General features: G+C 35.3%; 27 protein-coding genes. 11 read left to right on the forward strand and 16 right to left on the reverse strand.

Annotation, left to right across the window (positions count from 1 at the left end):
• Window positions 1-258 precede the first annotated feature (258 nt).
• Window positions 259-813: a thermonuclease family protein gene (locus B9T28_RS09475; RefSeq protein WP_086203742.1), complete on the forward strand. Its 555-nt coding sequence runs from the start codon at window positions 259-261 to the stop codon at window positions 811-813.
• A gap of 55 nt (window positions 814-868) precedes the next feature.
• Here the strand turns inward: B9T28_RS09475 and B9T28_RS09480 are convergent, their stop codons facing one another.
• From B9T28_RS09480 to B9T28_RS09495, 5 genes are all read right to left on the reverse strand, one after another.
• Window positions 869-2,350, reverse strand: coding sequence for an aminotransferase-like domain-containing protein (locus B9T28_RS09480; protein ID WP_086203743.1), 1,482 nt, complete (start codon window positions 2,348-2,350; stop codon window positions 869-871).
• A 94-nt stretch (window positions 2,351-2,444) separates the two neighbouring features.
• Window positions 2,445-2,609 (reverse strand): cbb3-type cytochrome oxidase assembly protein, encoded by a 165-nt coding sequence (locus tag B9T28_RS14825; RefSeq protein WP_143222610.1) that lies wholly within the window; start codon window positions 2,607-2,609, stop codon window positions 2,445-2,447.
• Entirely contained in the window at window positions 2,606-3,274 is a 669-nt protein-coding gene (locus tag B9T28_RS09485) for a hypothetical protein (protein ID WP_086203744.1), read from the reverse strand. Before B9T28_RS09485 ends, B9T28_RS14825 begins: the two co-directional genes overlap by 4 nt.
• 586 nt (window positions 3,275-3,860) lie before the next feature.
• Complete coding sequence (locus tag B9T28_RS09490) at window positions 3,861-4,463, reverse strand: nitroreductase family protein (protein ID WP_086203745.1); 603 nt, start codon at window positions 4,461-4,463, stop codon at window positions 3,861-3,863.
• Between the two features lie 149 nt (window positions 4,464-4,612).
• Window positions 4,613-5,107: a hypothetical protein gene (locus tag B9T28_RS09495; protein WP_086203746.1), complete on the reverse strand. Its 495-nt coding sequence runs from the start codon at window positions 5,105-5,107 to the stop codon at window positions 4,613-4,615.
• A 435-nt stretch (window positions 5,108-5,542) separates the two neighbouring features.
• On the opposite strand from B9T28_RS09495, the gene B9T28_RS09500 reads away from it, so the two are divergent.
• Entirely contained in the window at window positions 5,543-5,764 is a 222-nt protein-coding gene (locus tag B9T28_RS09500; RefSeq protein WP_086203747.1) for a hypothetical protein, read from the forward strand.
• 1 nt (window position 5,765) lies between these two features.
• Window positions 5,766-6,470 carry a hypothetical protein gene (locus B9T28_RS09505; RefSeq protein WP_086203748.1) on the forward strand — a complete coding sequence of 235 codons (705 nt, stop codon included), beginning with the start codon at window positions 5,766-5,768 and terminating at the stop codon, window positions 6,468-6,470.
• A 140-nt stretch (window positions 6,471-6,610) separates the two neighbouring features.
• On the opposite strand, the gene B9T28_RS09510 is transcribed toward B9T28_RS09505, so the two are convergent.
• The 4 genes from B9T28_RS09510 to B9T28_RS09525 all read right to left on the reverse strand — a co-directional run bounded on the left by B9T28_RS09510 (window position 6,611) and on the right by B9T28_RS09525 (window position 11,257).
• The gene (locus tag B9T28_RS09510) at window positions 6,611-7,654 is read right to left on the reverse strand and encodes a linear amide C-N hydrolase (protein WP_086203749.1); all 1,044 of its coding nucleotides are present in this window, start codon (window positions 7,652-7,654) and stop codon (window positions 6,611-6,613) included.
• A gap of 12 nt (window positions 7,655-7,666) precedes the next feature.
• Complete coding sequence (locus B9T28_RS09515; protein ID WP_086203750.1) at window positions 7,667-8,422, reverse strand: hypothetical protein; 756 nt, start codon at window positions 8,420-8,422, stop codon at window positions 7,667-7,669.
• Window positions 8,423-8,740: 318 nt separating this feature from the next.
• Window positions 8,741-10,135 (reverse strand): class II fumarate hydratase, encoded by a 1,395-nt coding sequence (gene fumC / locus B9T28_RS09520; RefSeq protein WP_086203751.1) that lies wholly within the window; start codon window positions 10,133-10,135, stop codon window positions 8,741-8,743.
• A gap of 117 nt (window positions 10,136-10,252) precedes the next feature.
• Window positions 10,253-11,257, reverse strand: coding sequence for an SDR family NAD(P)-dependent oxidoreductase (locus B9T28_RS09525; protein ID WP_086203752.1), 1,005 nt, complete (start codon window positions 11,255-11,257; stop codon window positions 10,253-10,255).
• 70 nt (window positions 11,258-11,327) lie between these two features.
• On the opposite strand from B9T28_RS09525, the gene tusD reads away from it, so the two are divergent.
• From tusD to B9T28_RS09545, 4 genes are all read left to right on the forward strand, one after another.
• On the forward strand, window positions 11,328-11,696 hold the full coding sequence (gene tusD, locus B9T28_RS09530; RefSeq protein ID WP_086203753.1) for a sulfurtransferase complex subunit TusD: 369 nt from the start codon (window positions 11,328-11,330) through the stop codon (window positions 11,694-11,696).
• A 43-nt stretch (window positions 11,697-11,739) separates the two neighbouring features.
• Entirely contained in the window at window positions 11,740-12,090 is a 351-nt protein-coding gene (locus B9T28_RS09535; protein WP_086203754.1) for a hypothetical protein, read from the forward strand.
• Window positions 12,091-12,101: 11 nt separating this feature from the next.
• Window positions 12,102-12,389 carry a DsrH/TusB family sulfur metabolism protein gene (locus B9T28_RS09540; protein WP_086203755.1) on the forward strand — a complete coding sequence of 96 codons (288 nt, stop codon included), beginning with the start codon at window positions 12,102-12,104 and terminating at the stop codon, window positions 12,387-12,389.
• Window positions 12,390-12,468: 79 nt separating this feature from the next.
• Window positions 12,469-12,777, forward strand: a complete 309-nt coding sequence (locus B9T28_RS09545; RefSeq protein ID WP_434057134.1) for a TusE/DsrC/DsvC family sulfur relay protein — start codon at window positions 12,469-12,471, stop codon at window positions 12,775-12,777.
• Window positions 12,778-12,807: 30 nt separating this feature from the next.
• Here B9T28_RS09545 and B9T28_RS09550 read toward each other — a convergent pair whose 3' ends face one another.
• The 3 genes from B9T28_RS09550 to B9T28_RS09560 all read right to left on the reverse strand — a co-directional run bounded on the left by B9T28_RS09550 (window position 12,808) and on the right by B9T28_RS09560 (window position 14,391).
• Window positions 12,808-13,287, reverse strand: coding sequence for a winged helix-turn-helix transcriptional regulator (locus tag B9T28_RS09550; RefSeq protein WP_086203756.1), 480 nt, complete (start codon window positions 13,285-13,287; stop codon window positions 12,808-12,810).
• A 360-nt stretch (window positions 13,288-13,647) separates the two neighbouring features.
• Window positions 13,648-14,040, reverse strand: a complete 393-nt coding sequence (locus tag B9T28_RS09555) for a hypothetical protein (protein WP_086203757.1) — start codon at window positions 14,038-14,040, stop codon at window positions 13,648-13,650.
• A 12-nt stretch (window positions 14,041-14,052) separates the two neighbouring features.
• Complete coding sequence (locus B9T28_RS09560) at window positions 14,053-14,391, reverse strand: immunity protein Imm33 domain-containing protein (protein ID WP_086203758.1); 339 nt, start codon at window positions 14,389-14,391, stop codon at window positions 14,053-14,055.
• A gap of 1,170 nt (window positions 14,392-15,561) precedes the next feature.
• Between B9T28_RS09560 and aroQ the strand changes: the two genes are divergently transcribed.
• Genes aroQ through accC form a run of 3 tightly spaced genes read left to right on the forward strand, consistent with a single transcriptional unit; the run spans window position 15,562 to window position 17,817 of the window.
• On the forward strand, window positions 15,562-16,017 hold the full coding sequence (gene aroQ / locus B9T28_RS09565) for a type II 3-dehydroquinate dehydratase (RefSeq protein WP_086203759.1): 456 nt from the start codon (window positions 15,562-15,564) through the stop codon (window positions 16,015-16,017).
• A gap of 18 nt (window positions 16,018-16,035) precedes the next feature.
• On the forward strand, window positions 16,036-16,452 hold the full coding sequence (gene accB, locus B9T28_RS09570; protein WP_086203760.1) for an acetyl-CoA carboxylase biotin carboxyl carrier protein: 417 nt from the start codon (window positions 16,036-16,038) through the stop codon (window positions 16,450-16,452).
• Window positions 16,453-16,467: 15 nt separating this feature from the next.
• Window positions 16,468-17,817, forward strand: coding sequence for an acetyl-CoA carboxylase biotin carboxylase subunit (gene accC / locus B9T28_RS09575; protein ID WP_086203761.1), 1,350 nt, complete (start codon window positions 16,468-16,470; stop codon window positions 17,815-17,817).
• A 67-nt stretch (window positions 17,818-17,884) separates the two neighbouring features.
• On the opposite strand, the gene B9T28_RS09580 is transcribed toward accC, so the two are convergent.
• Window positions 17,885-18,382: a hypothetical protein gene (locus tag B9T28_RS09580; RefSeq protein ID WP_086203762.1), complete on the reverse strand. Its 498-nt coding sequence runs from the start codon at window positions 18,380-18,382 to the stop codon at window positions 17,885-17,887.
• Between the two features lie 481 nt (window positions 18,383-18,863).
• Here B9T28_RS09580 and B9T28_RS09585 point away from each other — a divergent pair, with 481 nt between their 5' ends.
• On the forward strand, window positions 18,864-20,354 hold the full coding sequence (locus tag B9T28_RS09585; RefSeq protein ID WP_086203763.1) for an amidase: 1,491 nt from the start codon (window positions 18,864-18,866) through the stop codon (window positions 20,352-20,354).
• A 57-nt stretch (window positions 20,355-20,411) separates the two neighbouring features.
• Here B9T28_RS09585 and B9T28_RS09590 read toward each other — a convergent pair whose 3' ends face one another.
• The 3 genes from B9T28_RS09590 to B9T28_RS15110 all read right to left on the reverse strand — a co-directional run bounded on the left by B9T28_RS09590 (window position 20,412) and on the right by B9T28_RS15110 (window position 24,372).
• Entirely contained in the window at window positions 20,412-21,575 is a 1,164-nt protein-coding gene (locus B9T28_RS09590) for an MFS transporter (protein ID WP_086203764.1), read from the reverse strand.
• A 228-nt stretch (window positions 21,576-21,803) separates the two neighbouring features.
• Window positions 21,804-21,977 (reverse strand): hypothetical protein, encoded by a 174-nt coding sequence (locus B9T28_RS09595; RefSeq protein ID WP_252053593.1) that lies wholly within the window; start codon window positions 21,975-21,977, stop codon window positions 21,804-21,806.
• 526 nt (window positions 21,978-22,503) lie between these two features.
• Window positions 22,504-24,372, reverse strand: a complete 1,869-nt coding sequence (locus B9T28_RS15110; protein WP_086203765.1) for an autotransporter outer membrane beta-barrel domain-containing protein — start codon at window positions 24,370-24,372, stop codon at window positions 22,504-22,506.
• Window positions 24,373-24,452 lie beyond the last annotated feature (80 nt).

Consider the following 24,452-nt stretch of genomic DNA (forward strand, 5'->3'; position numbering starts at 1 on the left):
TGTGGTTGCTCAATTTGCTTAGGCTATTTTGAATGAAGATTTTTCATTCTTTTTGCTTATTGTCCTTGAGCTTTATTACACGTTCAATTTGTTGCTTAAATAGGCAAAACTCTTAATTAATCATGCTTACAGCACTATTTGCTTATTTATTCAGCGCTTATTTTCCGCGATTTCAATTAAACTGATACTTCATTTCTCTCTTTTTATTGTTGAATTTAGATTGAATTTTTCAAACTAATTTCAACAAAGTTCTCTTTTATGTTGGCAAATCTCTCCCCTGTTTCGCTTATGGTTTTAGGCTTCATCTGTTGTCTAATTTTTTTATTTATTTTCCGTAAAATTTATACATTTTTAAGTACTTTTTTTAAGCCGTTTAAAAAAGGGAAAAGCTATTATTGCCGTGTCACTGCCATTAGTGATGGCGATACCCTCACCTGTCACCGCTTAAACTTCCGACGCTCAGAAACCAAATTACGTTTTGCCTATGTCGATGCACCAGAATCGAGTCAAGCTTATGGCAAAGAGTCAGCACACCTAATTAAAAGTATGGTGCACAAAAAATGGGTACGGGTAAAAATTACCGATATTGACCGTTATGGGCGCTGCGTGGGGGTGATTTACCGCTATCGTAAAAGCATGAATGAAGAGATGGTCAAACGCGGTGCGGCTTGGGTATATGAGGAATACATCAAAGATAAAAAATATCTGCAATATATGCTGTCACTGCAAGATAAAGCCAAAAAGCAGAAAAAAGGTTTATGGAACAGTAGCCGCCCTATACACCCTAGCCTTTACCGTAAACAAAATAAATAAATTTCTATAGCATGAATTACAAGGAACTCTAGCTATTCTTTTTTATTTCGATTATCTAAGTCAAACGAGCCAATTCATTTTGAATAAGTTCTCGTAATTGAGCCATACAGAGCCCAATTTCTGTATGGTTTAAAGATGAAAAACCCAGTACAAACCCATATTCAATATCAAACTCATAAAATTGACTGAGTGCTGTTAATGCAATTCCTTTTATTTCAGCACTTTTCACCAATGCTCTTTCTAAACTTATAGGAATTTCTTTTTTAAAATAACAGGCGATTTGCATACTTGGGTGATGATCTTTAATTAAACAAAAATCAGCTAAATACAGATGATAGTAATGAATAAAATATTGATATCGCTGCAAATATAGATGTTGCATTTGCCTTAAATACTCAAAATAATGTCCTTTTTGCATAAAATTTGCGAGTAACACCTGAAAATATTTAGACGGTGCACTGCCATCAATATAGTTTCTATAGCGTTTAAATGGCTCAACTAAAGCTTTAGGTACCACTAAATAAGATAGCCTTAAACTGGGTAAAATATATTTACTAAATGAACCAAGATAAATGGTGCGCTGATAAGGGTCTAAACCTAAAATTGCAGTATTTTTTGACTTATTTAATAACAAAGCATCATAGTCATCTTCAATAATATAACTATTGTTTTTTTCCGCATATTCAATAATTTCTTTTTTTCTTTGCTCCCCCATTTGAATCCCACTAGGATATTGATTTGCTGGTGTGACAAATACTGCTTTAGGATTAACAATATTTTCACATTCTTGGATTTTTAAACCTTCAGCATCTAAATTGACACAATGCAAATCTAAGCCCATCGATTTAAATAAAATATAAGCTCCTGAATAGTATGGATTCTCTAATATTATTTTATCTTTCGGGCTAAAGAGAACACGTCCGCATAAATACAAAGCTTGTTGCGTACTATTAACAATAAGTACTTGATCTGGAGAAATAGTTGTATTGCGATGTAAATTAATTAGCTGAGTAATCTGCTCGCGTAATAACGTATCACCGGCTTCATTATCTTTCAAAAAGATCTTTAGACCTTGTTGGCTTAATACATTTTTTTCATTTTCATACCATTTTCGGAATGGGAAATTTCGAATTTCTGGCATGCCATCTGCAAAAAAATTTAAATTTTGATCAAAAAATAAGCTTTCTAAATTCTCTGTATTTTCTGGTAGTTGATAATCGATATCAGCTTCTAAGCTATGTGTAGGCGTTAGAATTAATTTTGTGGAATCTTGTTGGATACAAATGAATGTCCCTTTCCCTTTAATTCTTAGAAAGAAACCTTCTTGTTCTAATTGTGCGTAGACCTTTTCCAAGGTATCACGGGATACGCCTAAATTTTCAGATAAAAATCGGGTAGATGGACATTTAAAATCTTGTTGTAATTTAAGATGTGGCAGTATAGCTTTAATTGCTAAATAAATTTTAGTTCTAAGTTTCTTTTCCTGAATCTGAGCCAGCTGTATCGTTAGTAACTGGATAAACTCATTTTGTGTCATTACGAATCCAAATAGCTACATGATAAAAGAATAAAATCTCATGCCTTACCGTAATAAGGCATTTCATCGTTTGATTATATATAAAATTAAAGTCTTAGTGATTATTCTGTGTCGTTGTTGCAACAGCAGCCCTTTTTTGAGATGGCATATATTCAGGTTCATTGGTCACGGCTAAATAGAAAAAACCTAAAAACATACAACCTAATAATAGGCTAATACCAACGACTAAATAGGGAAATGGCTTTTGTGGTTTAGTCATGAATAGACCTCTTTTTCAGATTTAAATGTGTGTTTGAAAATAGTTTCAGTGAATTCACCAAATACCGATAGTTTTTCCAATAGGTGCTCGCTATACATGAGGTCATCAATAAGACGCTCTGCATCGTGTAATTTCATATTGAACTGTTGGCTAATTAACGGCGCATTGGCTTGAGTAATGCTTTTACATAGTTCAGCACTATCTTCTGACTTCTTTTTCCAAAATAATGTTTTGAAATCGATTAGATTTAAATTGAAATGCTCTTGTCTGATTTTAATTTCATCAATTTTAATTTTGGCCATTTCTGCAATCTGTTGTTTAATACCAGCATCTAAACCACTTTGCCCAATTAAAAAAATATGCTGACAGTTCGGATCAAGTAATGCTTTTGCTAAAGCATAAATACGGAATTCAGTCGCATTAAACTCTGAACTGACTAAATCTAAGTCCATATCCATTTCAATTAAGGTTTGGCACTTATTCAACTTAAGTGCATCTAAACGAAAATATTCAGCATAAACATGTTCAACAATATTTTGTCGTGGTGCGATATAGATTGTTTTTTGATTGAGAATGGCATTAATAAAAGGTGAAAATAAATAGCTTAGGCTATTTTCTAGCGTTGAGGTCTGAATAATATATTGATGCTGTGCCGTTTGAGTCATTCTCAATGCCAGACTAATATTTAGACTCTGATCAAAATTTTCGACTGATTGTAGTCCCAATCTCTGTAAAATTTTGGATTTATTTATTGAAGTAAATTCAAATAGATCGATAAGATATTCGAAGTTAATACTATGCGACATGATTGCCTCGTTGGATTGAAGCCAGATAAATTTATTTTTCTAATATAAATGTTCTTATTACAAAAGTGGTCTGTGTTATAAAAACAAAGTGGTCTGTTTTGTGCAAATTACGTTGTTAAAAGTTACTTTAATAACTCAAATAATTTATACATTGAATAGCATTCACATCAGCGATATTATAAAAGTTTAAACAGCTAAAAATTTCAGTTATATGCTAGAAATCAACCCCATTATTTTAATTAATCAACTTGAAACCATTCCAATTAAATACTAATTCTAAACAATTATTCAAAATATCATAAAATTCTTGGATATTTACTCGGGAAAATACGATACTCCGCGAGAATATTATTAAGAATTTCTTAAATTATTAATAATTACGTAATCAACATAAAAAGAGCAGATATTTATCTGCTCTTTAGTTTTTATCTACACCATAAGGTAATTATTTAAACACTTTAAAACGAACCGCATTGTCAATAAATGATTTTTCACCAGCAGGTGCTTCAATCGAACCTAAGACCAGTTGTGCTCGTAATTTCCAATTCGATGGAATTTCCCATTTAGCATGTACTTGATCATCAATGATTGGATTATAATGTTGTAACGACGCACCTACACCCTGTTCAGCCAAAGCCGTCCAAGTTGCCAATTGTGCCATAGCAGTGGAATGTTCAGACCAAACAGGAAAGTTATCTGCATAAGCGGGGAACTGATCCTGCATCATTTTAACCACGTCCATATCTTCAAAAAATAATACTGTTCCTACACCTGCCGCAAAACTTGCAATTTTGGCTTGAGTTCGTGCTTCTGCTTCTTCATCACGTAAAAACTCTTTTAACTTCTCAAAAACCACCTTCCAAAAAGCTTCATGTTCCTGACCAAACAACAAAACTGCGCGTGATGATTGTGAGTTAAAGGATGATGGCGAATGAATAATGGCATTTTCAATAATTTCAGTCAGCGCTTCAGTACTGTGTTTGACATTTTTACCAATTGAATAAATGGTACGACGATTTTCTAGCAAGCTTTGGAAGTTATTTGACATTGTTAAGTCCTGTTTTTGATTATTGAATGAGTATAAGCTGCGATTTAAACTTAAAAAATATTTTTATGATTGTTTTTCGTTGCTTTTTATAAACAAAATAAAAGGACAGAATTTCTGTCCTTTTATTGATATTTCAAGACGATATGTGATTATGAAAATTTTGCATTTAATACACTGCTAGATACATCATTTTTCCACAAATCACGTAATACAGGTAAATAAAACTTTTCACCTAAATCTATAAGTTCTGCATCAATCAAACCATGAATTTCATGCATAAATAAATAGTCCAGTTCCACGCTTGTTAACAGTTTGTGTTGCTTGGCAAATTCTTTACGTTTTACTTGTGCTTTTTTCACCATTTGATCGGCAAAATCTTTATTTTTAAATTGGCGAATAGCTTGTAAGCGAAGTTCAATAATGCCCCAACCGCTGAGTAATTTCTTAAATATCTCAAAATCTTTATTGGTTGATTCCCAAGTCATATTATCCAAGTTTTCATCATCTGGAAGTACAGGCAGAAGCAATTCCATGACACTTGGAAAAATCTTTTTAAAACTTAAAACGAATTTAACTGGATGCTCACCTGGATAATCTTTAAATTGAACATGGCTCTGAACATCAGTTAAATAAATATCGAACATTAAAAAGATCCTAAAGTAAAATTCTGTTTTTTATCGCTTTATTTTTAGGCTCGCAAAATAAATGCAAAACTAAAACAAAATGAGAAAAGAAAAAGAGAGGCATTTTAACAATTATGACAGTTTATGCAATGCCAATTGAGGTATTAAAAATCACAACGATATGAGTCATAGCGGACTAGATTCACTCTGCATGAATCAAATATCCATCTACAAGCTTTATACATTTTGATGTGCAACTTTCGGGTAGCTCTGGTTGGGTTACTCTGCTTATACTAGTAAAGAAGTTGAGCAAACAGCTCATACAGCAATTGAAGCTATTGTTAAATGCTTTATTGAGAAAAAATTAGGTAGTGATATTTAGTTTAAACAAGAAGCTAACTTGCTCATTTCTACAAGTTTATTCAATATTTAGAGAGTTACAATCTATGCAAAAATTTGACGGTAACATTAAAAATAACTGATGAAAAACTAACACAACAGTTAATTCCTGCTCGCTTTATTCCAGAAACACCAGAAGAGCATAAAGGCAAAAATATGGTTTATATTTTTGATAGCGAGGATTCATTTAATCTAACTTATGATGAATTAGTTGAAATTGTGAGCAAAGCCAAAATGGCTGGTCCTAGAATGATTCCAGTGTTAGGGATAGTAAAATAATATGAAATTAAAATCACCAATGTTTTGGGTGTACCTTACTGTAAATTTATATCTAATAAGTATGCTTGTATTTGTGAGTGTCGAATTTTTTGGAGATTCTGATTTTAATAAAATTTCAGCATTTGGGTCAGTGTTAGGTGGGATAGGAACATGTTTTGCTGCTTTTGTTGCTCTTTACTTTTATAATGATTGGAAGGAACAACACAATGCTCAAATTAAATACAACTATCTAAATAATACTATCTCCATCTTAAGAAGTGATTTAGTTTCAATAGCCCCTATTTTGAATAAGGTGATTATTGCTGGTGAAAAATATCAACATGAAGATATTGTAAGCTTAGTGGATTTTGATCTAAAAATAGTCCATGAATTATACTCCTCACATAAAACCGCAGATTTACTTTTTAAAGAATATTATTCAGTTTTTAAAGATGATAGCACTTATCTGCTATATCTAAAATTTAGTTACATAATGGAAAAAACACTTAACTCACTACTTACGATACACTCAATTGCTTCAGATCTAGAAAAACTTGAAGAAATAACCAGACAACTGCAAATCGTCGCGATACCCCATAAATTCAATAAAAATACCATTACAAGTCATAATATTTGTAAAATGCTTCCATTAGATCTGTACAGACAAGTTGAAGTCTATTATTTTTCTATTATTGACTATCTAACCAATTATAAAATAAAAGAATAATACATTTTAAAATCCTCTAAAACAAAGCCCTCACTTAGAGAGCTTTCACACATATCCCGACATTAACACTGATATTAATTGAATGGGCTGTGCAGCCTGAGAACAAAATACACAGCATTATAAATAATTTTTTAGATTTTCTAATTACCTAAAAATGTAAATGGTTTTGTTATTACAAATGATAAATTAGTCTTACCTGCGTATACCTTTGCCTGATCAACGCCCAAATCTAATTTTTTTGTTTGACCATCATTAAAGTTTATATCATTTAAATCGACCCAAAATATATTTGGTGATACAGCTGATTCAAAAAAATAGCGACCACGTTTATGATCAACTACAGTTCTCCATCTTGTAGATGAAATATTAGGCTCTTCCTCGGTATTCAGCCCAAATGGTACAGATGCATTTCGAATTACACTAAATACGCTGGCGAGTGAATGTTCAGCTGACGTATTTTTAGGAATAGCATTTATATAGAAAGATGCTCGAGCAAAACGATCTGCTGCTCGATTTGTCCCTGGTAGCATAGTTGTACCACCTATTGCCTTCCAATAACTATTTAAAGCAAGCTGTTGTTCAAAAATAGGAGAGTTGGTCATTACTTGATAAGCACGATTATGATGAATTACCTGTTTTCCATTAATGTATTCAATAATCGCACTATCACCTGTAGCATCTGAAATAGATAAATGTAATGTTGCTAATCGCTTCTCACCTGGTACCGCATCTGTTACAACTAGAAACGGTTCTTTTTCCAAGGCTGTAATTGCCTCATTAACCGTGGAAAAATTATCTAAAACATATTGTGCCCAAAGTGAAATACTCAGCTGTGGTTTATTGTTATTTTTTATCTCTGGATATTCTGACTCAACCAACCAGAGTAAATTTGCATTCAATCCTTTTTCATTTACACCATCAGTTGTGGAAATATCATAACCTGTCGCAACAACACTCCCATATTTAGACGTCCATTTAATCGACTTAGGACCTGACATTCCCGTACGATTTACTTTATTAGGCAGAATCCATAGATTAGTCCCAACATCACTTTTCCAATCCATAGAACGCGCGGTCATTACATCATTATCGCCAAGATAAACAACACGAGTACATGCCATCGTAAGCTCTCCAACAATTAAAAGACCCGTAGTAAACAACATTTTTTTTAGAGTTTTATTCATTATCTTATCCTTTTAAAAAATAGGTAAATTTAGACCAATAACTGGACCATGTTGCCTAATATCCCAGTTAAAATTATTAGAATGATAGTCCTGTTTAAGATAGCGATAACCACCCCTTATGTTTACCTCTCGATTAAATATGGGCAAGCGATATCCTAGATAAGTTTGAGCAGAGATAGTATTTTCTGTACCAAAAGTAATCTCAGTTGCTAAATTCCATGGTGAATCGAAATTATATTTAAATCGACTCCCCCAATAAAACTCATGCCAAGATTTATCTGTTTCAGCAATTTTATTTAAAATCGTAAGTTTTGCATTTACTTTAGTGTGATGTATGCCAATGGTGGGCTCAACAATCAATTTATTTTGATTCTTTTTTGTTATTTGTGGTGAATTAAAGGCTTGAAAATATATACCATAACTGCTTTGATCTAATTTAGTACTCAAAGCTATAGGAAGCTGCATTAACTCTTTTTCCTGAGAAATTTTTACAATTTTTTTATCTACATATACCCCCCATTTTCCTTTGCTCACATCAATGTGTGCCATAAAAGATTGATCAAGGTTCTTAAGAGTCTCTTTGAAAGGTTGATCTACATCATATTTAATATTTCCTTTACCAATCGAACCATCTACATCTGCTGCAAATACATATAGATTTAAATTGATTTTAGGTGTTCCCTTGAATGTTTCTATAAAGCTATTTGCAAAAGAGAATGGGGTTAATACCATCCCCGTGATTAGAAATAAATAACGCTTAATTTTCATAATACTTCCAATATTTTTATAATTAAGTAATATATTTTTATCATATGTTCAAATTTTAGACCACGACCAAATGAATCATTTTTTATTCTAATTATTACTCAAAGCCCCCTAAAGGGCTTTTTTAAACACTACTTTTTTACTTGCTCTTCAATTTAAAAAATTACACTAAACTCTAATCATCTGTTTGCAAATCTTGTATTTAATGACCATTGAAAGATGCACAATCCATTTTAAAATGAATAATCTTAAAGTTGGTAAATCAGCATAAACTTTGGCAGGTCATGCAACTCAACAGATGATTAAATTTATGCTTTAGCTTTATTTAGCATTAGGATGAACCATTTTTTCAGGTTGAACGACTTCATCAAATTGCTCAGCTGTGACCAATTCTAATTCCACGGCGACCTCTTTAAGTGTCTTACCTTGCTTATAGGCAGTTTTTGCAACTTTGGCAGCATTTTCATACCCAATTACAGGGTTTAATGCAGTCACCAACATCAATGAGTTATGTAGGAAGTAATCAATTTTTTCACGGTTTGGTTCAATTCCGACTGCGCAATGTTCATTAAAGCTATTACAGGCATCACCCAAAAGTTGAATGGACTGAATCAAGTTATAGCCTATTACGGGCATAAATACATTTAACTCGAAATTACCTGAAGCACCCGCAATATTAATGGTAGTGTCATTCCCCATGACTTGGGCAACCACCATAGTCATCGCTTCGCACTGCGTTGGATTAACTTTACCCGGCATAATACTTGAACCTGGCTCATTTTCAGGGAGATGAAATTCGCCCAAACCACAACGAGGGCCACTTGCCAACCATCGAATATCATTGGCGATTTTATTTAGACTTGCCGCCAATGTTTTGAGCGAGCCTGAAGCAAATACAGCAGCATCACGTCCAGCTAATGCTTCAAATTTATTCGGTGCTGTAATAAAAGGTAAACCAGTCAATCGTGCTAATTCTGTAGCCGCTTTTTCTGCATAATCTAGATGAGCATTTAAACCAGTACCTACTGCAGTACCCCCGAGAGGTAATTCATACAGCCAAACTAAAGCTTGTTGTAGGCGTTTAATGCCATGATCTAATTGAGAAACATAACCACTAAATTCTTGTCCAAGTGTTAATGGCGTTGCATCTTGCAAATGCGTCCGTCCAATTTTAACAATATCTTTAAAATCGATAACTTTTTGGTTCAAAGTGTCACGCAACTGCTGAACCGCAGGTATTAATAACTCGTTAATTTGTAAACTTGCCGCCACATGAATCGCGGTTGGAAATGAATCATTGGTTGATTGCGCACGGTTGACATGATCATTGGGATGTACTGGTTTCTGAGAACCTAAAGCATTACCTAATTTTTGATTGGCAATGTTAGCAATCACTTCATTACAGTTCATATTACTTTGCGTACCAGAGCCTGTTTGCCAAACCACCAATGGAAATTGAGAATCCCATTTTCCAGCAATCACTTCATCCGCTGCATTAACAATATATTGAGATAATTCATGCGGAATTTGCTGTAATTCAGCATTGGTAATAGCAGCCGCCTTTTTAACCAAGCCCATGGCACGAATCATTGGCCTAGGCATGCGTTCCGTGCCTATTTTAAAATTCTCCACGCTCCGCTGAGTCTGTGCACCCCACATTGCGTCACTAGGAACTTCAACATCACCCATGGTGTCATGTTCGGTACGTGTTTGCATATCAACCTCTAGTTTTTTAATTAAGATGATCACGGTTTTTGAACGTTTACTTGCAATCGCTAGCCTAATAGATGATAATCAAGCCACCCATTAATGTAAATAATTATCATTATCAATTTATTTGAAATTTAATGTATTCTGATAAAAACGCCACTCATCTTCAATCATTTGTTTTAATGCTCGTTTTGAATGCCAATTCAATTGTTCCTTAGCTTTTTTACTATTTGAAGCCGTTTGTGCTAATTCTTCAAATTGATACGCCGCTTCTACTGTTTTAATACGACTATTTGTAACGGATGTAACAATCTCAAGTAATTTTTGGATAGAAGATACTTCGCCAGCAATATCAAAACTTTCACAACAATTATGCTGTTGTTGTAACCAATATAAACTGGCTTGAATCGCTTCGCAAACATCAAGTACATGTACAAAACTTCGCTCTGTTGTTTTATCTGTCGTATCTACATAATTTTGTAATTCAATCGAATCACGTTGCATTGCAGCAACTTGCATCGCCAAAGGCACTATGTTTTTAGGCAACGGTGGAACCAACTCTCCCATTACTCCATGTTCAAATGCACCAGCAACATTCGCAATACGTAAAATAGCAATTCGCCATTCATTATCCGTCCGGAAAGTATCACCAATAATCGCTTCAATCATTTGTTGAGATTTTATATAAGGATTTGGATAAGTGTAATTAAAGGGTGTATTTTCATTCAAGGTTAAACTAGATTGCCCATACACCGCTAAACTAGACAAATGAACTAAGTTACGAATCCCTGTACGTTGCATAGCACGCAACAAACTCATAATACAACTTACATTATCATTATAATATTCAAGTGGTTTAAGTCGTGATTCTTCTATCGATTTGAAACCTGCTGCATGAATAACCGCATCAATCGGATATTGCTCAAACACTTTATTCAATGCAGGTGTATTGCGCACATCAATTTTAACAAAAGGCACAAACATACCCGTTATATACTCGAGTCGCTCCAAGACTTGTAAGTTCGCATTGGCTAAGTTATCCACAATGACGACTTCTTGTCCCTGAGCAAGCAAGCTTAAAACCACATGCGAGCCAATAAAGCCTAAACCACCAGTCACCAAAATCATTGTATACTACCTATTTGTTATCAAGTTTGAATCACGCCTAAGTTGCCGTGTATTCATCAAGTGAAGTTCAATGAGTACCTTATTACTAATTACCGCTACACCGAGTTCTATCCATGCTTGGCATGCTTTGGGTCTTGCCCAAGCTTTAAAAGCGAAAAATGTAGATTTCCGCGTGTTCTTCTATCAAGACGCTGTTGCTGTTGCGAATAGCTTGCAATGGGTTCCGGATGATCAGCGAAATTTAACTGTAGAATGGCAAAAATTGTCTGTCAGACTTCCTGTCTGTGTAAGTGCTGCTTTAGCACGCGGTATTACAGATCAGGAGAATGCACAACGTCATCAGATTCACACCCATAATCTTGCTCAAGGCTTTGAGCTGGTTGGTCTAGGTGAACTTGCTGATGCAGTTCAATCTACAGAGCGTCTTATTCAATTCTAAGTCGTTATTCTAGTTATATTGTTGCAATTCAAAGGTAAATTGTGTGAAAACTGTACTCATTATTTTAACTCAGTCCAATTTGACTAGCTTACAAGTGCATGAAAGCTTATCTGCAACCATGGTACTTGCAACCTTTGGTAGTGAAGTTAAGGTTTTGCTGCAAGAAGCTGGACTAAGTTTGTTAAAATCAGAACTCACTTTTGATCACTTAAAACAAGCCTTTAAAGTGGCCTCAAATATGGTCGATAGTTTTGAATTTTATGACTTAACACCAATTCTCATCGAACATAAGAACAAGAATTCTCACTTTGTTACAGAGTCTCAACAAGAACTTGAGTTTATCGAGCTTAATGCTGCATTCATTCAATCTTTTGATCATGTTTTGTATTGGTAATTGAGTAAATTATGAAATCTAATCAAACCCTATATTTAGTCCAATCGACTTATGCACATACTGATGCAGCACTCAATAAACTGCTTCAAATACATACTATGCATGATGCCATTATTCTCATGGGTGATTCTGTTCTTTTTGCCGAGGATCAACGGCTGATGCATTTAGAAAATATCTATATATTAGAAAATGATGCTGAAATTTTAGTGAGTAACCTACCTACTCATATTCAGTGTATTCACTATGCACAATTTGCAGATTTAATTCTTAACTTCACACGCAGCATAAGTTTAAAATAGTGCGAACCTTGATAGCTCAGTTTAACTCTTGAGAATTTTAATTTGCTTAGGCTAATTTATGAATATGGAACAAAATTTAATGCTTGAACTTGATCAAGATGGTCATTTAGTTGATTACACAATCTGGAATGAAACTGTTGCTCAAACCTTAGCAAAAAGTTTAGCAATAGAGTTAACGCCATGGCATTTTGAAGTTTTACTGGCTGTCCGTCAGTTTTATGCTCAATTTGGGCATTCCCCTTCAACGCGACCTTTAATTAAATTTTTAATGAAAACAGTGAACCCTGAAATTAATAATACTATATTACAAGAAAGATTTAATACTGGTTTAGTTGCACGTCATTTAAGCCGTTTGGCTGGCGTACCCAAACCAGCCAATTGTTTATAATCATTTTATATAATGATCTTTAATACAGAATTAAGCCTGTTGTTGTCGTTCTAAATAGTGAAAATAGGCGGGCATTAATTGTGGTTTAACTTGCTTAGCGTGAACTTTTTCTCCGCATTCTGAGCAGCTTAATGTTGGTTTAAACGTATGACCACAACTATTATGTACATAGCTTACAGGCTGCCCAAGTCCTTCGTCCATCCATGTATCCGCCCATGTCGCCATAGAAAGTAAAATCGGATACAGCTCTAAACCTTTTTCAGTCAGTTTATATTCAAAGCGTTCTTGACGATCTATATAGGGTGTTTTTACCAAAATTTCATGTTCAACCAAGCGTTTTAATCGCTCAGAAAGTACATGCCGTGTCACACCTAAATTTTGTTGAAAATCATCAAAACGACGTATCCCAAGAAAAGCATTACGTAGAATAAGCATAGTCCATCTATCCCCCACGACAGATAAAGTACGGGCGATTGAACATGGTTGATGGCCTATTTCATCCCATTTCATTAATGTTCCAAACCTAAAAACATGATGTGTTTAATGTACCGATATCGGAATATTTTTTAAAGGCTTATTTCTCAATCATCATAATAAAGCCAATAGGCTCTATACATCGACGAAAATTAAAATAGTTTGTAATGCGCAATAAACAAAAAACTTAATTAGAATATTAAAAAACCCGCCTTTAACAGCGGGTTTAAGATTTAATCAAGCAGAACTTGATAACTAAAACATTAAAATAGATCTGATCAGGGAAAATCAAATACCACTTTGTTTTAACACGCTTATTATTCCTGTTTTTAGTAAAAATACTTTATCATTTCCTGCCATTTTCATGTCATTTCCTGACAACAGGTCTTTTCAAGTTTAATGTTCTACCTTAGATGCAGCACAGAATACTTGTTCTGTCATTCCCGAATCAGTAAAGCTTTGCTTTTGTCGCTCTAAAAAACTATTGGCTGCCATCAACATAATATTTGCACCGCCCAACTTAATATTGGCTTGAGACATATCTGCAATCTGTTGATAAACCTTTAAACGGGTACAAAAAGCGTGTTTTTGTGTCGCTGCATCTGACTTTGCACTAGGATCATCTAAAACTTTCTTCGTTTCATTAATCTGCACTGTATATTGTTGAAGGCGCTGATCATATTGAGTTTGACTCAATTTCTGAACGAGTTCAGCATAGCTAAGATTACTCATGACAATCATAAGTAATCCTAGACCAAATTTTGAAATTAATATTTTTTCAAATTCCATTTTATTTAATCTTTAGCATGCATCTGCTTTCCACACATCTTCATATTCATCAGCATCAATCATAAAACGAAAACCTTCTTCAAGTGCTAAATATACAATCGCATCTGGAAAAATTGCTTCTAGTTCCTTTACGGTGACAATATCAAAAAAGTCAGATCCGTCTTCTAACTCTCCCCCATAAATAAACCAAGCCACATTATCTGCATCTGGTTTTTTACGTAACCCAACAATAGGCTCTTTATTTAATGTTTGTTTTGCAATAGCGACTAAATCATCTTCATTGACTTTAATATATTTAGAATCAAACTCTTCACAGAGGAGTTTTTGTTCTTCAATAAAATCTTGTAACATGAGTGATTCCAACATCTTTAAAAGTTTAAGCCCTGATTCTAAGCCGATGACGTTATAGACACAATAAAACAGATAAAAGAATCTTTTGAAAAATGTATATTCTGGTAATTTTGAATCGGTTTCATCTTCAATAGGATTGTTAATGTCTTAACTTGATGTATTATTATTTATTCATAAGCATTCAATTTATTTTAAAACACTTTCCACCATACAAATTGGTCGTAAAATCAGCCAATCATTAAAAGCTTATAAAATTTATACCTACTTAGGCTTAACTTTTGCCAATAATAAGCCTTTGTCGAATCAATTTTCTATACTCATCGCACACAACATCTGTGAACTAAATGGTCAATCCTGTATTCACTTCAATCCCCCATCAATTCCATCCAAACGCATACTATCTTCACGAAGTTTTGCTTCTGCACTCATTAATAAAGAAATAACCAAACAAGCTGCCATTTTTCATATACATCAAGCACATTGTCGGCTCATCAAACAACAATTTTGTGCCTGTATACAGGCTTATTTCTATAAAAAGACAACTCAGCCCCCCCCTATAAAATGGATTTCATATACTTTTGGAATAGCATGTAAAACCGATAATTTACTCTTATTTTACAAAATAGTATTAAAGCAAACATATGTTTTATTTAAAGAAAGTATAAAGTATCTAAAAATCTCAATGAAGTTCTTAGCCCAACACCCTAAATTCATGATTTGACACCCCATAGCACATATTCAACAGTGGGATCATCTCATACGAACATTACATACAATGTAAGATCATTTTTTTCAGATGTATTCAAATCGGTTTTTTATTCTAGAAGTTCTGCGTAGCAAATGCTTAACAATATCGCTCACCTCGCTTAGCACCTGTTGGAAAGAAATTCCTACGATTAGCGATTCGCATAGTGCTGTTACACAAAACAAATGAACAGTTTTCGCCAATCTGGTTTACAATAAAATAAATAAAACCACAATAAAAAATGTCATATTTTAACATTGCTAATTCGCTGCAAAGTTTACATTATATAGCGTATCAAGGGCACCGATTTTCTACTGCAAATAAAAACAAATTATAAAGATTGAGTAGAAAAACATGCCATAATATGCAAACTTTGCAGACATCTTGCAAAAAATTATTGCAACTTTCAAATTGGAGCAAGCTCAATGAGTTCGACCATTTTGGTCATACATGGACCAAATTTAAATTTGCTAGGAAAGCGCGAGCCTGAGGTCTATGGTCACCTCACCCTAGACAATATTAACCAACAACTCATTGCTCAAGCTCAGCAATCTCAAATTTCATTAGAAACTTTCCAAAGTAATTGGGAAGGTGCTGTGGTTGATCGTATTCACCAAGCACAACAAGATGGTGTGAAATTCATCATTATTAATCCTGCAGCATTGACACATACCTCTGTTGCAGTTCGGGATGCTCTTTTGGGCGTTGCAATTCCGTTTATTGAAGTACATTTATCCAATGTACATGCGCGTGAAGCATTCCGACATCACTCATATTTATCAGATAAAGCTGTTGGCATCATCTGTGGTTTAGGCGCACAAGGCTATTCTTATGCACTGAACTTCGCCATCAGTAAACTTCAATCTAATCAGCAATCATAATATTAGGAATACGTATCCATGGATATTCGCAAAATCAAAAAGCTCATCGATTTGATGATTGAGTCAGACCTTCAAGCGATTGAAGTTAAAGAAGGCGATCAATCAATTGCATTAACCCGTCGTAATCCTGTTATTGCTGGTGTTGCACAGATGGCTGCTCCAGTTGCAGATGCCCCTGTGGTAAAAGCAGCGTCACGTGGAGCTGTCGAGACTTCACCAATGGTAGGCGTATTCTATTCAGCACCTAGCCCAGGTGAAGCGCCGTTTGTAAATGTGGGTCAAACAGTATCTGCTGGCGAAACACTCGGTATTATTGAAGCCATGAAAATCATGAACCCAATTGAAGCAACTCAAAGTGGTGTGGTTGAAGAAATTTTAGTTAAAAATGGTGATGTAATCCAATTCGGTCAACCATTATTCCGCTACCGCGCGTAATACTCGGGGATTGATATGTTGCAAAAAGTACTGATTGCAAACCGAGGTGAAATTGCGTTACGCATTACGCGTGCCTGCAAAACCCTCGGGATTAAAACCGTTGGGATTTATTCCGACGCAGACAAAGATTTAATGCACTTACGCTTTGTAGATGAAGCGGTATGTATTGGACCGGGCGCAAGTAGCGAAAGCTATTTAAATATCCCAGCGATTATTACTGCGGCTGAAATCACCGGTGCAGATGCGATTCATCCGGGTTATGGCTTTCTTTCTGAAAATGCTGAATTCGCTGAAATCGTAGAAAGCTCAGGATTCATTTTCATTGGTCCGCGCCCTGAACATATTCGCCAAATGGGGAATAAAGTTTCTGCAATTCTCGCAATGCGTAAAGCTGGTGTACCGACTGTACCCGGCTCTGCACATGCAGTGACTACCAGCAATGCCCTAGCCGAAGCGAAAGAAATTGGCTTTCCATTGATTGTAAAAGCTGCTTCTGGCGGTGGTGGTCGTGGTATGCGCATTGTAGAGCGAGTAGATACACTACTTGAATCTGTACAAGCGGCACAGCGTGATGCAGAAATGTGGTTTGGTGATGATACGGTCTATATGGAACGTTTTCTACAAAAGCCTCGCCATGTAGAAGTTCAAGTACTAGCTGATGGTAATGGTCATGCTGTACATTTATATGATCGCGACTGTTCACTGCAACGCCGTCATCAAAAAGTACTTGAAGAAGCACCTGCACCGAACTTACCAGAACAAGCACGTGCTGATATTTTAGAAGCCTGTGTGAATGCTTGTAAAATGATTCAATATCGTGGCGCAGGTACATTTGAGTTTTTATTTGAAGAAGATGAATTCTTCTTTATTGAAATGAATACACGTGTGCAAGTTGAACACCCTGTAACTGAAATGGTCACTGGGATTGATATTATTGAACAACAGCTCCGTATTGCTGCTGGTTTAGGTTTAAACCTACAACAGGAAGATATTCATGTCCAAGGGCATGCGATTGAATGTCGTATTAATGCAGAAGATCCCACCAATTTTTTACCTTCACCAGGTAAAATTGAAAGTTTCTATGCACCAGGCGGCGCAGGTATTCGTTTAGATTCGCATATCTATCAAGGTTATAGTATTCCACCTTACTATGACTCTATGATTGCCAAAGTTATTGCACACGGTCAAGATCGTCAAACTTCAATTGCGCGTATGAAACAAGCCTTAGATGAAATGATCTTAACAGGAATTAAAACCAATATCCCTCTGCATAAAGATTTGATTTTAGAAGATAAAAACTTTTGTGAAAAAGCAATGGATATCCATTATTTGGAAAACCATTTATTGAAACAAATTCAAGGTTAGGCAAACGATGTCTAAAAAAACCTCTTATCATTAAGAGGTTTTTTTATTTTTACACCGCGAGATTGGCTTAAGGTAAAACACGATGTAAAGTTGCGAAACACTTATCTTCTTTTTCTGAAGTACAAAAATTAATTGTATGATTGTTTTTCCAACGTACAAAATATTGTGAAACTTCACCAGCTTGATTTTCTTGCTGCCCCGAACAATCGACCTTATTGTTTTCATATTTAATTTGCATAATTAAAGCTGGCAATTTTTCCATAGTATTATCTGGAGATGGCTGATAATCGAACAGACCAACCGACCATTCTTCACCACTATTAACAACAACTTCGTTTGCACCTCTAAAATTATAGAGTTCTATGCATTTCTTGTTGTTTGGAATATTCATTCCCCATAAGCCCAATATTTCAGGTCGAGTGTCAATACGAATCGTATTCGCTGGTTGACTATTAGTATTCGGAGTCAAATTATGACTGGTGTTCACGGCAGTCGTCGTTTCTTCAGCCAAGACCGAACAAGATATCAAAATTAATAAAGGTACAATAAGTGCTGTTTTATTCATACTTCATCAGTATCAAGTTTTATTCATGATAAATTAGCACAGATTTATAATATTGCATGTAAAATTAACCATATATGAACAATCAATATTGTTGCTTTTTTAGCAATGATTCTCACAACTTCTGAATTAAAAAATTAAGGTGTAACCTATTCAAATGATGTTGGCTATGGGAATTAACACTCGCAATGATTAATTTAAACTGTCAAAATATTAATGATCATGCTATTGATGGTTTATTTTTGCAAGAAGTCAGCAATCACGTTAAAGTACAGATCAAATCGAATGATGTATAGGTCTTTTAGCTGATGAAAATTTTCTATTTTATTAAAAAATTGAACATTAAAATAACACATTGAAATAGTACAACGAATTTGCAATATTGGGCTGATGTCACATTGTATCAAGCTAAAGAAAAAGGTCGAAATCAACTTTATTTAGAAACTCAATTACAAACCCTTTAAAATAATATGCAAGGATTGCGATGAAATTTTCAGAATATAGCCAATATGATGGCTTAGGCTTAGCAAAACTTATTCAAAACAAAGAGGCTCAAGCATCGGAATTACTTGAAGTTGCCATACAAAGAACTCAACATATTAATCCGCAATTAAATGCTATTGTCATTAAAATGTATGAACAAGCTCGACAACGTGCCCATCATAACTTAACAGGTCCATTCGCTGGCGTACCCTTTTTACTCAAAGATCTACACCAAGAATATGCGGGAGTACCGACATCTTTTGGTTCAAATACGTTTAAACGCTTAAACTATATGCCTACTCAAAATTCTGAAATGGTCAACCGTTGGGAAAATTCAGGGGTCATTATGTTTGGTTTAACCAATACTCCTGAATTTGGAATTAAAGGCATTACTGAACCAGAAGCTTGGGGAAGTTGTCATAATCCGTGGAATTTAAAACATAATAGCGGTGGTTCTTCTGGTGGTTCAGCATCAGCTGTAGCGGCAGGAATCGTCCCAATCGCAGGTGCGAGTGACGGTGGAGGTTCTATTCGTATTCCTGCATCATACTGTGGCTTATTTGGTTTGAAACCAAGTCGAGGCCGCACTCCATGGGGCCCCAATAGCAGTGAGGCGATGCATGGTGCGGCAATGCAACATGTCTTAACCAAATCTGTGCGGGATAGTGCTGCAATGCTAGATGCAACTCAAGGCCCAGATCACACTTCATTATTTAACATTCAAGCACCAACACAGAGCTACTTAGAACTTATTAAAAAATCCCCTAAACCGCTTAAAATTGCATTTAGTACTGAATCCCCAATTGGGACACAAGTGTCTCAAGATGCTATCCAAGCCATTCAACAGACTGCCAAACTTTTAGAGTCTTTAGGCCATCAGGTTGTTGAAGCCAAACCTCAAATTGATGGTATGGCACTGGCTACAGACTTTATTACCACATGGTTTAGTCAATGCGCCTATACGGTACAACAGTTCAAAAAATTATATGCTGTGACTGATCATGACTTTGAATTAGATACTTTAGCCATTGCAGGCTTAGGTGCGAAAGCCACAGCTTTAGACTATATACATAATTTAAATAATTGGGGTGTTTATGTCACCAAAATGAATCGCTTTTTTGATGATTATGACTTATATCTCCTGCCATCCACCGCTTCTGTCGCGCCTAAAAATGGTGAAGTTAAAACACCTGCTTGGCAGATCCCCATTTTAAAAGGCTTATTAAAAGTTGATAAAGTCCATTTACTCGCGAAAGGTAAATTAGTTGAACAACTCATTAAAAATAATCTGCAGTGGGTTCCTTTTACACAACTGGCCAACATTACCGGCCTGCCAGCAATGTCTGTTCCACTCTACTGGAATAAAGATAATTTACCATTAGGCTCGCAGTTTATTGCACCATTTGGAGGTGAAGATATCTTATTACAACTCGCTGCCCAATTAGAACAAGCTCAACCTTGGATGCCAAAATACCAAGAAATCCACATTTAATTTAGTCTAAATGCGACATTCATCGAGATGTCGCATTTTCAATATTATGATATAACTTTATGGAGATTTGTTTTCAATACGATTGGGCAACCAGTACACAAATAATAAGCCAAACAGACTCGATAATCCCGCTAGAATAAAAACCATTTCACCCGAAATTATTTGCCAATAATGCCCCGCTAAAATACTCCCTGATGCAACTCCCAAGCCCCACATCGTACTATAAAGAGCCTGTCCACGACCTTGTTGACCAGCTGAAAAGTTTTGAAAAATTATACGCATGGCGATCATATGAAATAGACCAAAACTAAATGCATGCAGGCTTTGTGCAAAAAATTGCAATATGAACGATTGAGGAAATAAACCTACCAATACAAAGCGCAACCCTGTGAGTAATAAGCAAAAAATTACCAATCGTCGCCATGAAAAATGATTTAATAGCAATGTGGCATAAGCAAACATCACAATTTCCGCAATAACTCCCACAGACCATAAAAAACCAATTTCAGTCGTGCTATAACCTGCATTTTTTAGATAATTACTATAAAAACTATAAAATGGTGCTTGAGCAAATAGCATTACAAATTCAATTACAAAAAATGCAGCCACAACTGGTTGCTTTAATATGGGGAATAGCGGCTCTAATTTTTTTTGCGGTAAAGGTGCAGACTGTGGTTCTTTAACTGTAAACGACCAAATAAATGCAGTAAATGCAATACATAACAACATGATGGGTAGCATTGTTATGGGTACAATTTCTAATAAAGCACCTATACTAAAAACACCGAAAATAAATCCAATTGATCCCCACTTACGTACTTTTCCATATAATTTTGCCCTTTTCTCACCTAGCCAAAATAATGTCACGCCTTCAAATTGCGCTAAAATGGCATTCTGAAAAAAACTAAAGATCAACATCAATAAAGCGATTGATTGAAAATTATTAGGGATGATAAAAATCAAAAACCAAATTGTTGCTTCCATCCATGTTGCAATACGTACCAATAACATACGCTTACCAGACTTATCTGCAACCCACCCCCAAATAAACGGCGCAAAAAAACGCGTTATTATCGCAATTGAAGATAAAACACCAATTTCTTGAAAACTAAAGCCCTGATCTTGAAGATATAAACTCCAATAAGGCATAAACGTTCCAACTATTGAATAGTAGAAGAAGTAGAAACCACCTAGTCTGTGTTGAACTGGAATTGGTTGCATCGAGTTGCATATCCCTGTATTTTCAATAACTTAAAATATTAAATAGTTGCACTAGGTTGCATCAAGTTTGCTTCAATTGCATATCAACAGTCTACAAAATCTAAAAAAATATTTTTTAGATTTTGTAGACTAATCTATAAATACATCTAAATTTCACTATTTCGTGATATTTAATAGCTATATATTTTGGCTATACGGAATAAGGTGTATAAAACTACTCCCAAAACATTATTTCTCAAAAAACTTCCTACACCCTTCTAAAAAGTCATTACCAATATTCATTTCAGGGATATCCTTTTCATCATCACACTGATCAGCCGACTTTAAATTGTCCTGAGCATATAGATAGCCGGAGTATTGCTCGGTATCCTCTTTGTATCCACCCAATTCATCAGGCTTCATTGAATACTGAAAATACAGAAACGCTAAAAACTGCAAACACACCATTTATGATTTTGAATTGTTTTGAGACCATGATTTTTATACTTTGTAATTTCAGAAGAATGATAATTAAAAAATAATCAGGTCCTCTACCTAGATTCACATTGGTATTGGTCGAATGAACTGTGCAGCCTGAATGCGCCGTAGTCTTTATTCAGGCCATGCATCACTTAATCATTCGACATCAATTGCGTGTCCATCTGCTCTCCACCTGTAATACTGAATTATAATAACTCTAGAGATACTAAAATTATAAATTCTGAGAATCAAATGAAAATATGGTTCTATTTTTACATCAAACTCACAGTTAATAAAGTAGTTCATCATTCCAGGTTGTTATTAGATTTGGCTCTCAAGCTATTCACAACCTTAATATTCCTTTCAAAAAAATTTCCCTTCAAAGAAATAAAAGATTCTAAACGATATATATTCTTATGCATGACAAGAGCTTTATTATTAAAACTCTTGTCAAAGATCAAACTAAATTTTAAAGCTTGGCAATAGTTAACGTTGACACATTACTTCTTACAATAGCTGCATAATTTGCGTTAGCACTTACTGCTCGTACAGAAACCTTTGTTCCTTTGGTCAAATATATAGTTGCGTTAACAACGCCTCTCTGTCTATATGGATCTGGAGCAACTGTATTACTTAATCCAGAAGCAACTCCATAAATATCATTTTCATCATATCCATTGTCACCAATGTCTAGCATTGGAGTTGCGGCACTTGCTATTGGCTGTACCGAACCATCTGTAATAAGTTGAACATTAAATTGATACAGACCAGATAAACCTGCAGTAAATACCGTCCCATTCCAAGAATTTCCACCAGTTAAATTTGCATTTGCTCCATTCGATGAAGAAAAATCAATCCTATCGGGGGTATTCAAAGTTACTACTGGCGAACCTAGTGTCTGATTTGTAGGTTTAGTTACGTACAGTTGCAAAGAAGCGCCTGAAACCACATTGTTAATGTTAACACCAGTTCCCCACTCTCCTCCCAACTTACTATAAATTAGGCCTGTCCCTGTCTGAATATAAAGATCACCATTATTCCCAAAGCTATCTATTGGTACTGATGCTCCTGTATGAATAATTGTACCCGCAGTGCCTTGAGGACCAGTTGCTCCCGTTTCACCTTGAGGACCAGTTGCTCCCGTTCCGCCTTGAGGACCAGTTGCTCCCGTTTCGCCTTGAGGACCAGTTGCTCCCGTTTCACCTTTTAACGAAATACGCAGTGTCCAAACAGATATAGTTGTTTTTTCATATAGCATACCATTGGTATCAATATATAAATCACCAATATTCCCAGCTGTAGATAATGGAGCTGTTATGCCATAAAATATTTTATTACCTGCCGCGCCAGTTGCCCCTGTAGCACCCGTTTGACCTTTTAACGAAAGTGCTAAAGAAGTCCAATTAGCACCTGTTTTACTATAAAGCCCACCTTCAGTTGTATCAATATACAGGTCTCCCACTTTTCCTAAAACTAATGGTGGTTGACCTACTCCAGATAAAATGGTCGCACCAGCAGCTCCTTGTAATACAATACCCGAACCCCAAGTATCTGCCGCTTTAGGCCCATAAAAGGTATTGCTTGTTGTATCAATGTAAAAATCACCTGTACTACCATCGGAAGCTAATGGAGCACGAGCAGCATTTAAAATTGTCCGACCGTTCTGACCAGCCGCACCAGTATTTCCTATTAATGAAGTAAAATTAGCATAATTCCAACCATTTACTGTTTTTGCAGAATAAAGCCGTCCATTAACTATATCAATGTACAAGTCACCTACATTACCATCACTTAAAGTAGGTGCTCCCTGACCACTAATAATAGAGAAACCTGCAATACCTTGTGGACCTGTGGCACCTGCTGACCCTGCTGCTCCTGTAGCACCAATTAAGGAGATACCAGACTTTGGCCAACCTGTGCTTGTTTTAGCTCCATACAAAATAGTGCTATTCGTATCAATATAAAAATCACCAACACGACCTATTTCTTCAGATGGGGTTCCCTGCCCGCTGAGAATACTGTAACCATTGACTCCATTACTCCCTGCTGCTCCAACTAGAGAAACACCAATTTCAGGCCATACTCCATTTTTCTTTGGTCCATACAACACATAAGAATCAGTATCAATATAGAATCCACTTTCAACACCAACATCAGCCTGTGGTTTTCCAGAACCACTACTAAAAGAGTTCACAGCGTTAATCTCTTTTACTGTTTCAGTAATATGCTTAGTATTATCGCAAGCAGTTAAACCTAGCATACTCCCCAAAATCATTGCACTTAAAACTGCTTTACGAACAGAAACTAAGCCTTTATCTACCCCATAACTTCCTATCATTGTATTTTCCTGATCTAAAATTTTAAACTTTATAATAAAGCACCTGCTTATCCTTAAAATTTATTCCCAATGAATTGTCC

Source organism: Acinetobacter silvestris, from assembly GCF_002135235.1.
GTDB lineage: Bacteria > Pseudomonadota > Gammaproteobacteria > Pseudomonadales > Moraxellaceae > Acinetobacter > Acinetobacter silvestris.

Coding starts and splice junctions, on each gene's coding strand:
- aroQ (WP_086203759.1), top strand. CDS start 15,562: ATGAGTTCGACCATTTTGGTCATACATGGACCAAATTTAAATTTGCTA.
- accB (WP_086203760.1), top strand. CDS start 16,036: ATGGATATTCGCAAAATCAAAAAGCTCATCGATTTGATGATTGAGTCA.
- B9T28_RS09590 (WP_086203764.1), bottom strand. CDS start 21,575: ATGCAACCAATTCCAGTTCAACACAGACTAGGTGGTTTCTACTTCTTC.
- fumC (WP_086203751.1), bottom strand. CDS start 10,135: ATGCAAACACGTACCGAACATGACACCATGGGTGATGTTGAAGTTCCT.
- B9T28_RS14825 (WP_143222610.1), bottom strand. CDS start 2,609: ATGACTAAACCACAAAAGCCATTTCCCTATTTAGTCGTTGGTATTAGC.
- B9T28_RS09545 (WP_434057134.1), top strand. CDS start 12,469: ATGCTTGAACTTGATCAAGATGGTCATTTAGTTGATTACACAATCTGG.
- B9T28_RS09490 (WP_086203745.1), bottom strand. CDS start 4,463: ATGTCAAATAACTTCCAAAGCTTGCTAGAAAATCGTCGTACCATTTAT.
- B9T28_RS09580 (WP_086203762.1), bottom strand. CDS start 18,382: ATGAATAAAACAGCACTTATTGTACCTTTATTAATTTTGATATCTTGT.
- B9T28_RS09510 (WP_086203749.1), bottom strand. CDS start 7,654: ATGAATAAAACTCTAAAAAAAATGTTGTTTACTACGGGTCTTTTAATT.
- B9T28_RS09495 (WP_086203746.1), bottom strand. CDS start 5,107: ATGTTCGATATTTATTTAACTGATGTTCAGAGCCATGTTCAATTTAAA.
- B9T28_RS09525 (WP_086203752.1), bottom strand. CDS start 11,257: ATGATTTTGGTGACTGGTGGTTTAGGCTTTATTGGCTCGCATGTGGTT.
- B9T28_RS09485 (WP_086203744.1), bottom strand. CDS start 3,274: ATGACTCAAACGGCACAGCATCAATATATTATTCAGACCTCAACGCTA.
- B9T28_RS09540 (WP_086203755.1), top strand. CDS start 12,102: ATGAAATCTAATCAAACCCTATATTTAGTCCAATCGACTTATGCACAT.
- tusD (WP_086203753.1), top strand. CDS start 11,328: ATGAGTACCTTATTACTAATTACCGCTACACCGAGTTCTATCCATGCT.
- B9T28_RS09475 (WP_086203742.1), top strand. CDS start 259: ATGTTGGCAAATCTCTCCCCTGTTTCGCTTATGGTTTTAGGCTTCATC.
- B9T28_RS09560 (WP_086203758.1), bottom strand. CDS start 14,391: ATGTTACAAGATTTTATTGAAGAACAAAAACTCCTCTGTGAAGAGTTT.
- B9T28_RS09585 (WP_086203763.1), top strand. CDS start 18,864: ATGAAATTTTCAGAATATAGCCAATATGATGGCTTAGGCTTAGCAAAA.
- B9T28_RS09505 (WP_086203748.1), top strand. CDS start 5,766: ATGAAATTAAAATCACCAATGTTTTGGGTGTACCTTACTGTAAATTTA.
- B9T28_RS15110 (WP_086203765.1), bottom strand. CDS start 24,372: ATGATAGGAAGTTATGGGGTAGATAAAGGCTTAGTTTCTGTTCGTAAA.
- B9T28_RS09550 (WP_086203756.1), bottom strand. CDS start 13,287: ATGAAATGGGATGAAATAGGCCATCAACCATGTTCAATCGCCCGTACT.
- B9T28_RS09515 (WP_086203750.1), bottom strand. CDS start 8,422: ATGAAAATTAAGCGTTATTTATTTCTAATCACGGGGATGGTATTAACC.
- B9T28_RS09595 (WP_252053593.1), bottom strand. CDS start 21,977: ATGAAGCCTGATGAATTGGGTGGATACAAAGAGGATACCGAGCAATAC.
- accC (WP_086203761.1), top strand. CDS start 16,468: ATGTTGCAAAAAGTACTGATTGCAAACCGAGGTGAAATTGCGTTACGC.
- B9T28_RS09480 (WP_086203743.1), bottom strand. CDS start 2,350: ATGACACAAAATGAGTTTATCCAGTTACTAACGATACAGCTGGCTCAG.
- B9T28_RS09555 (WP_086203757.1), bottom strand. CDS start 14,040: ATGGAATTTGAAAAAATATTAATTTCAAAATTTGGTCTAGGATTACTT.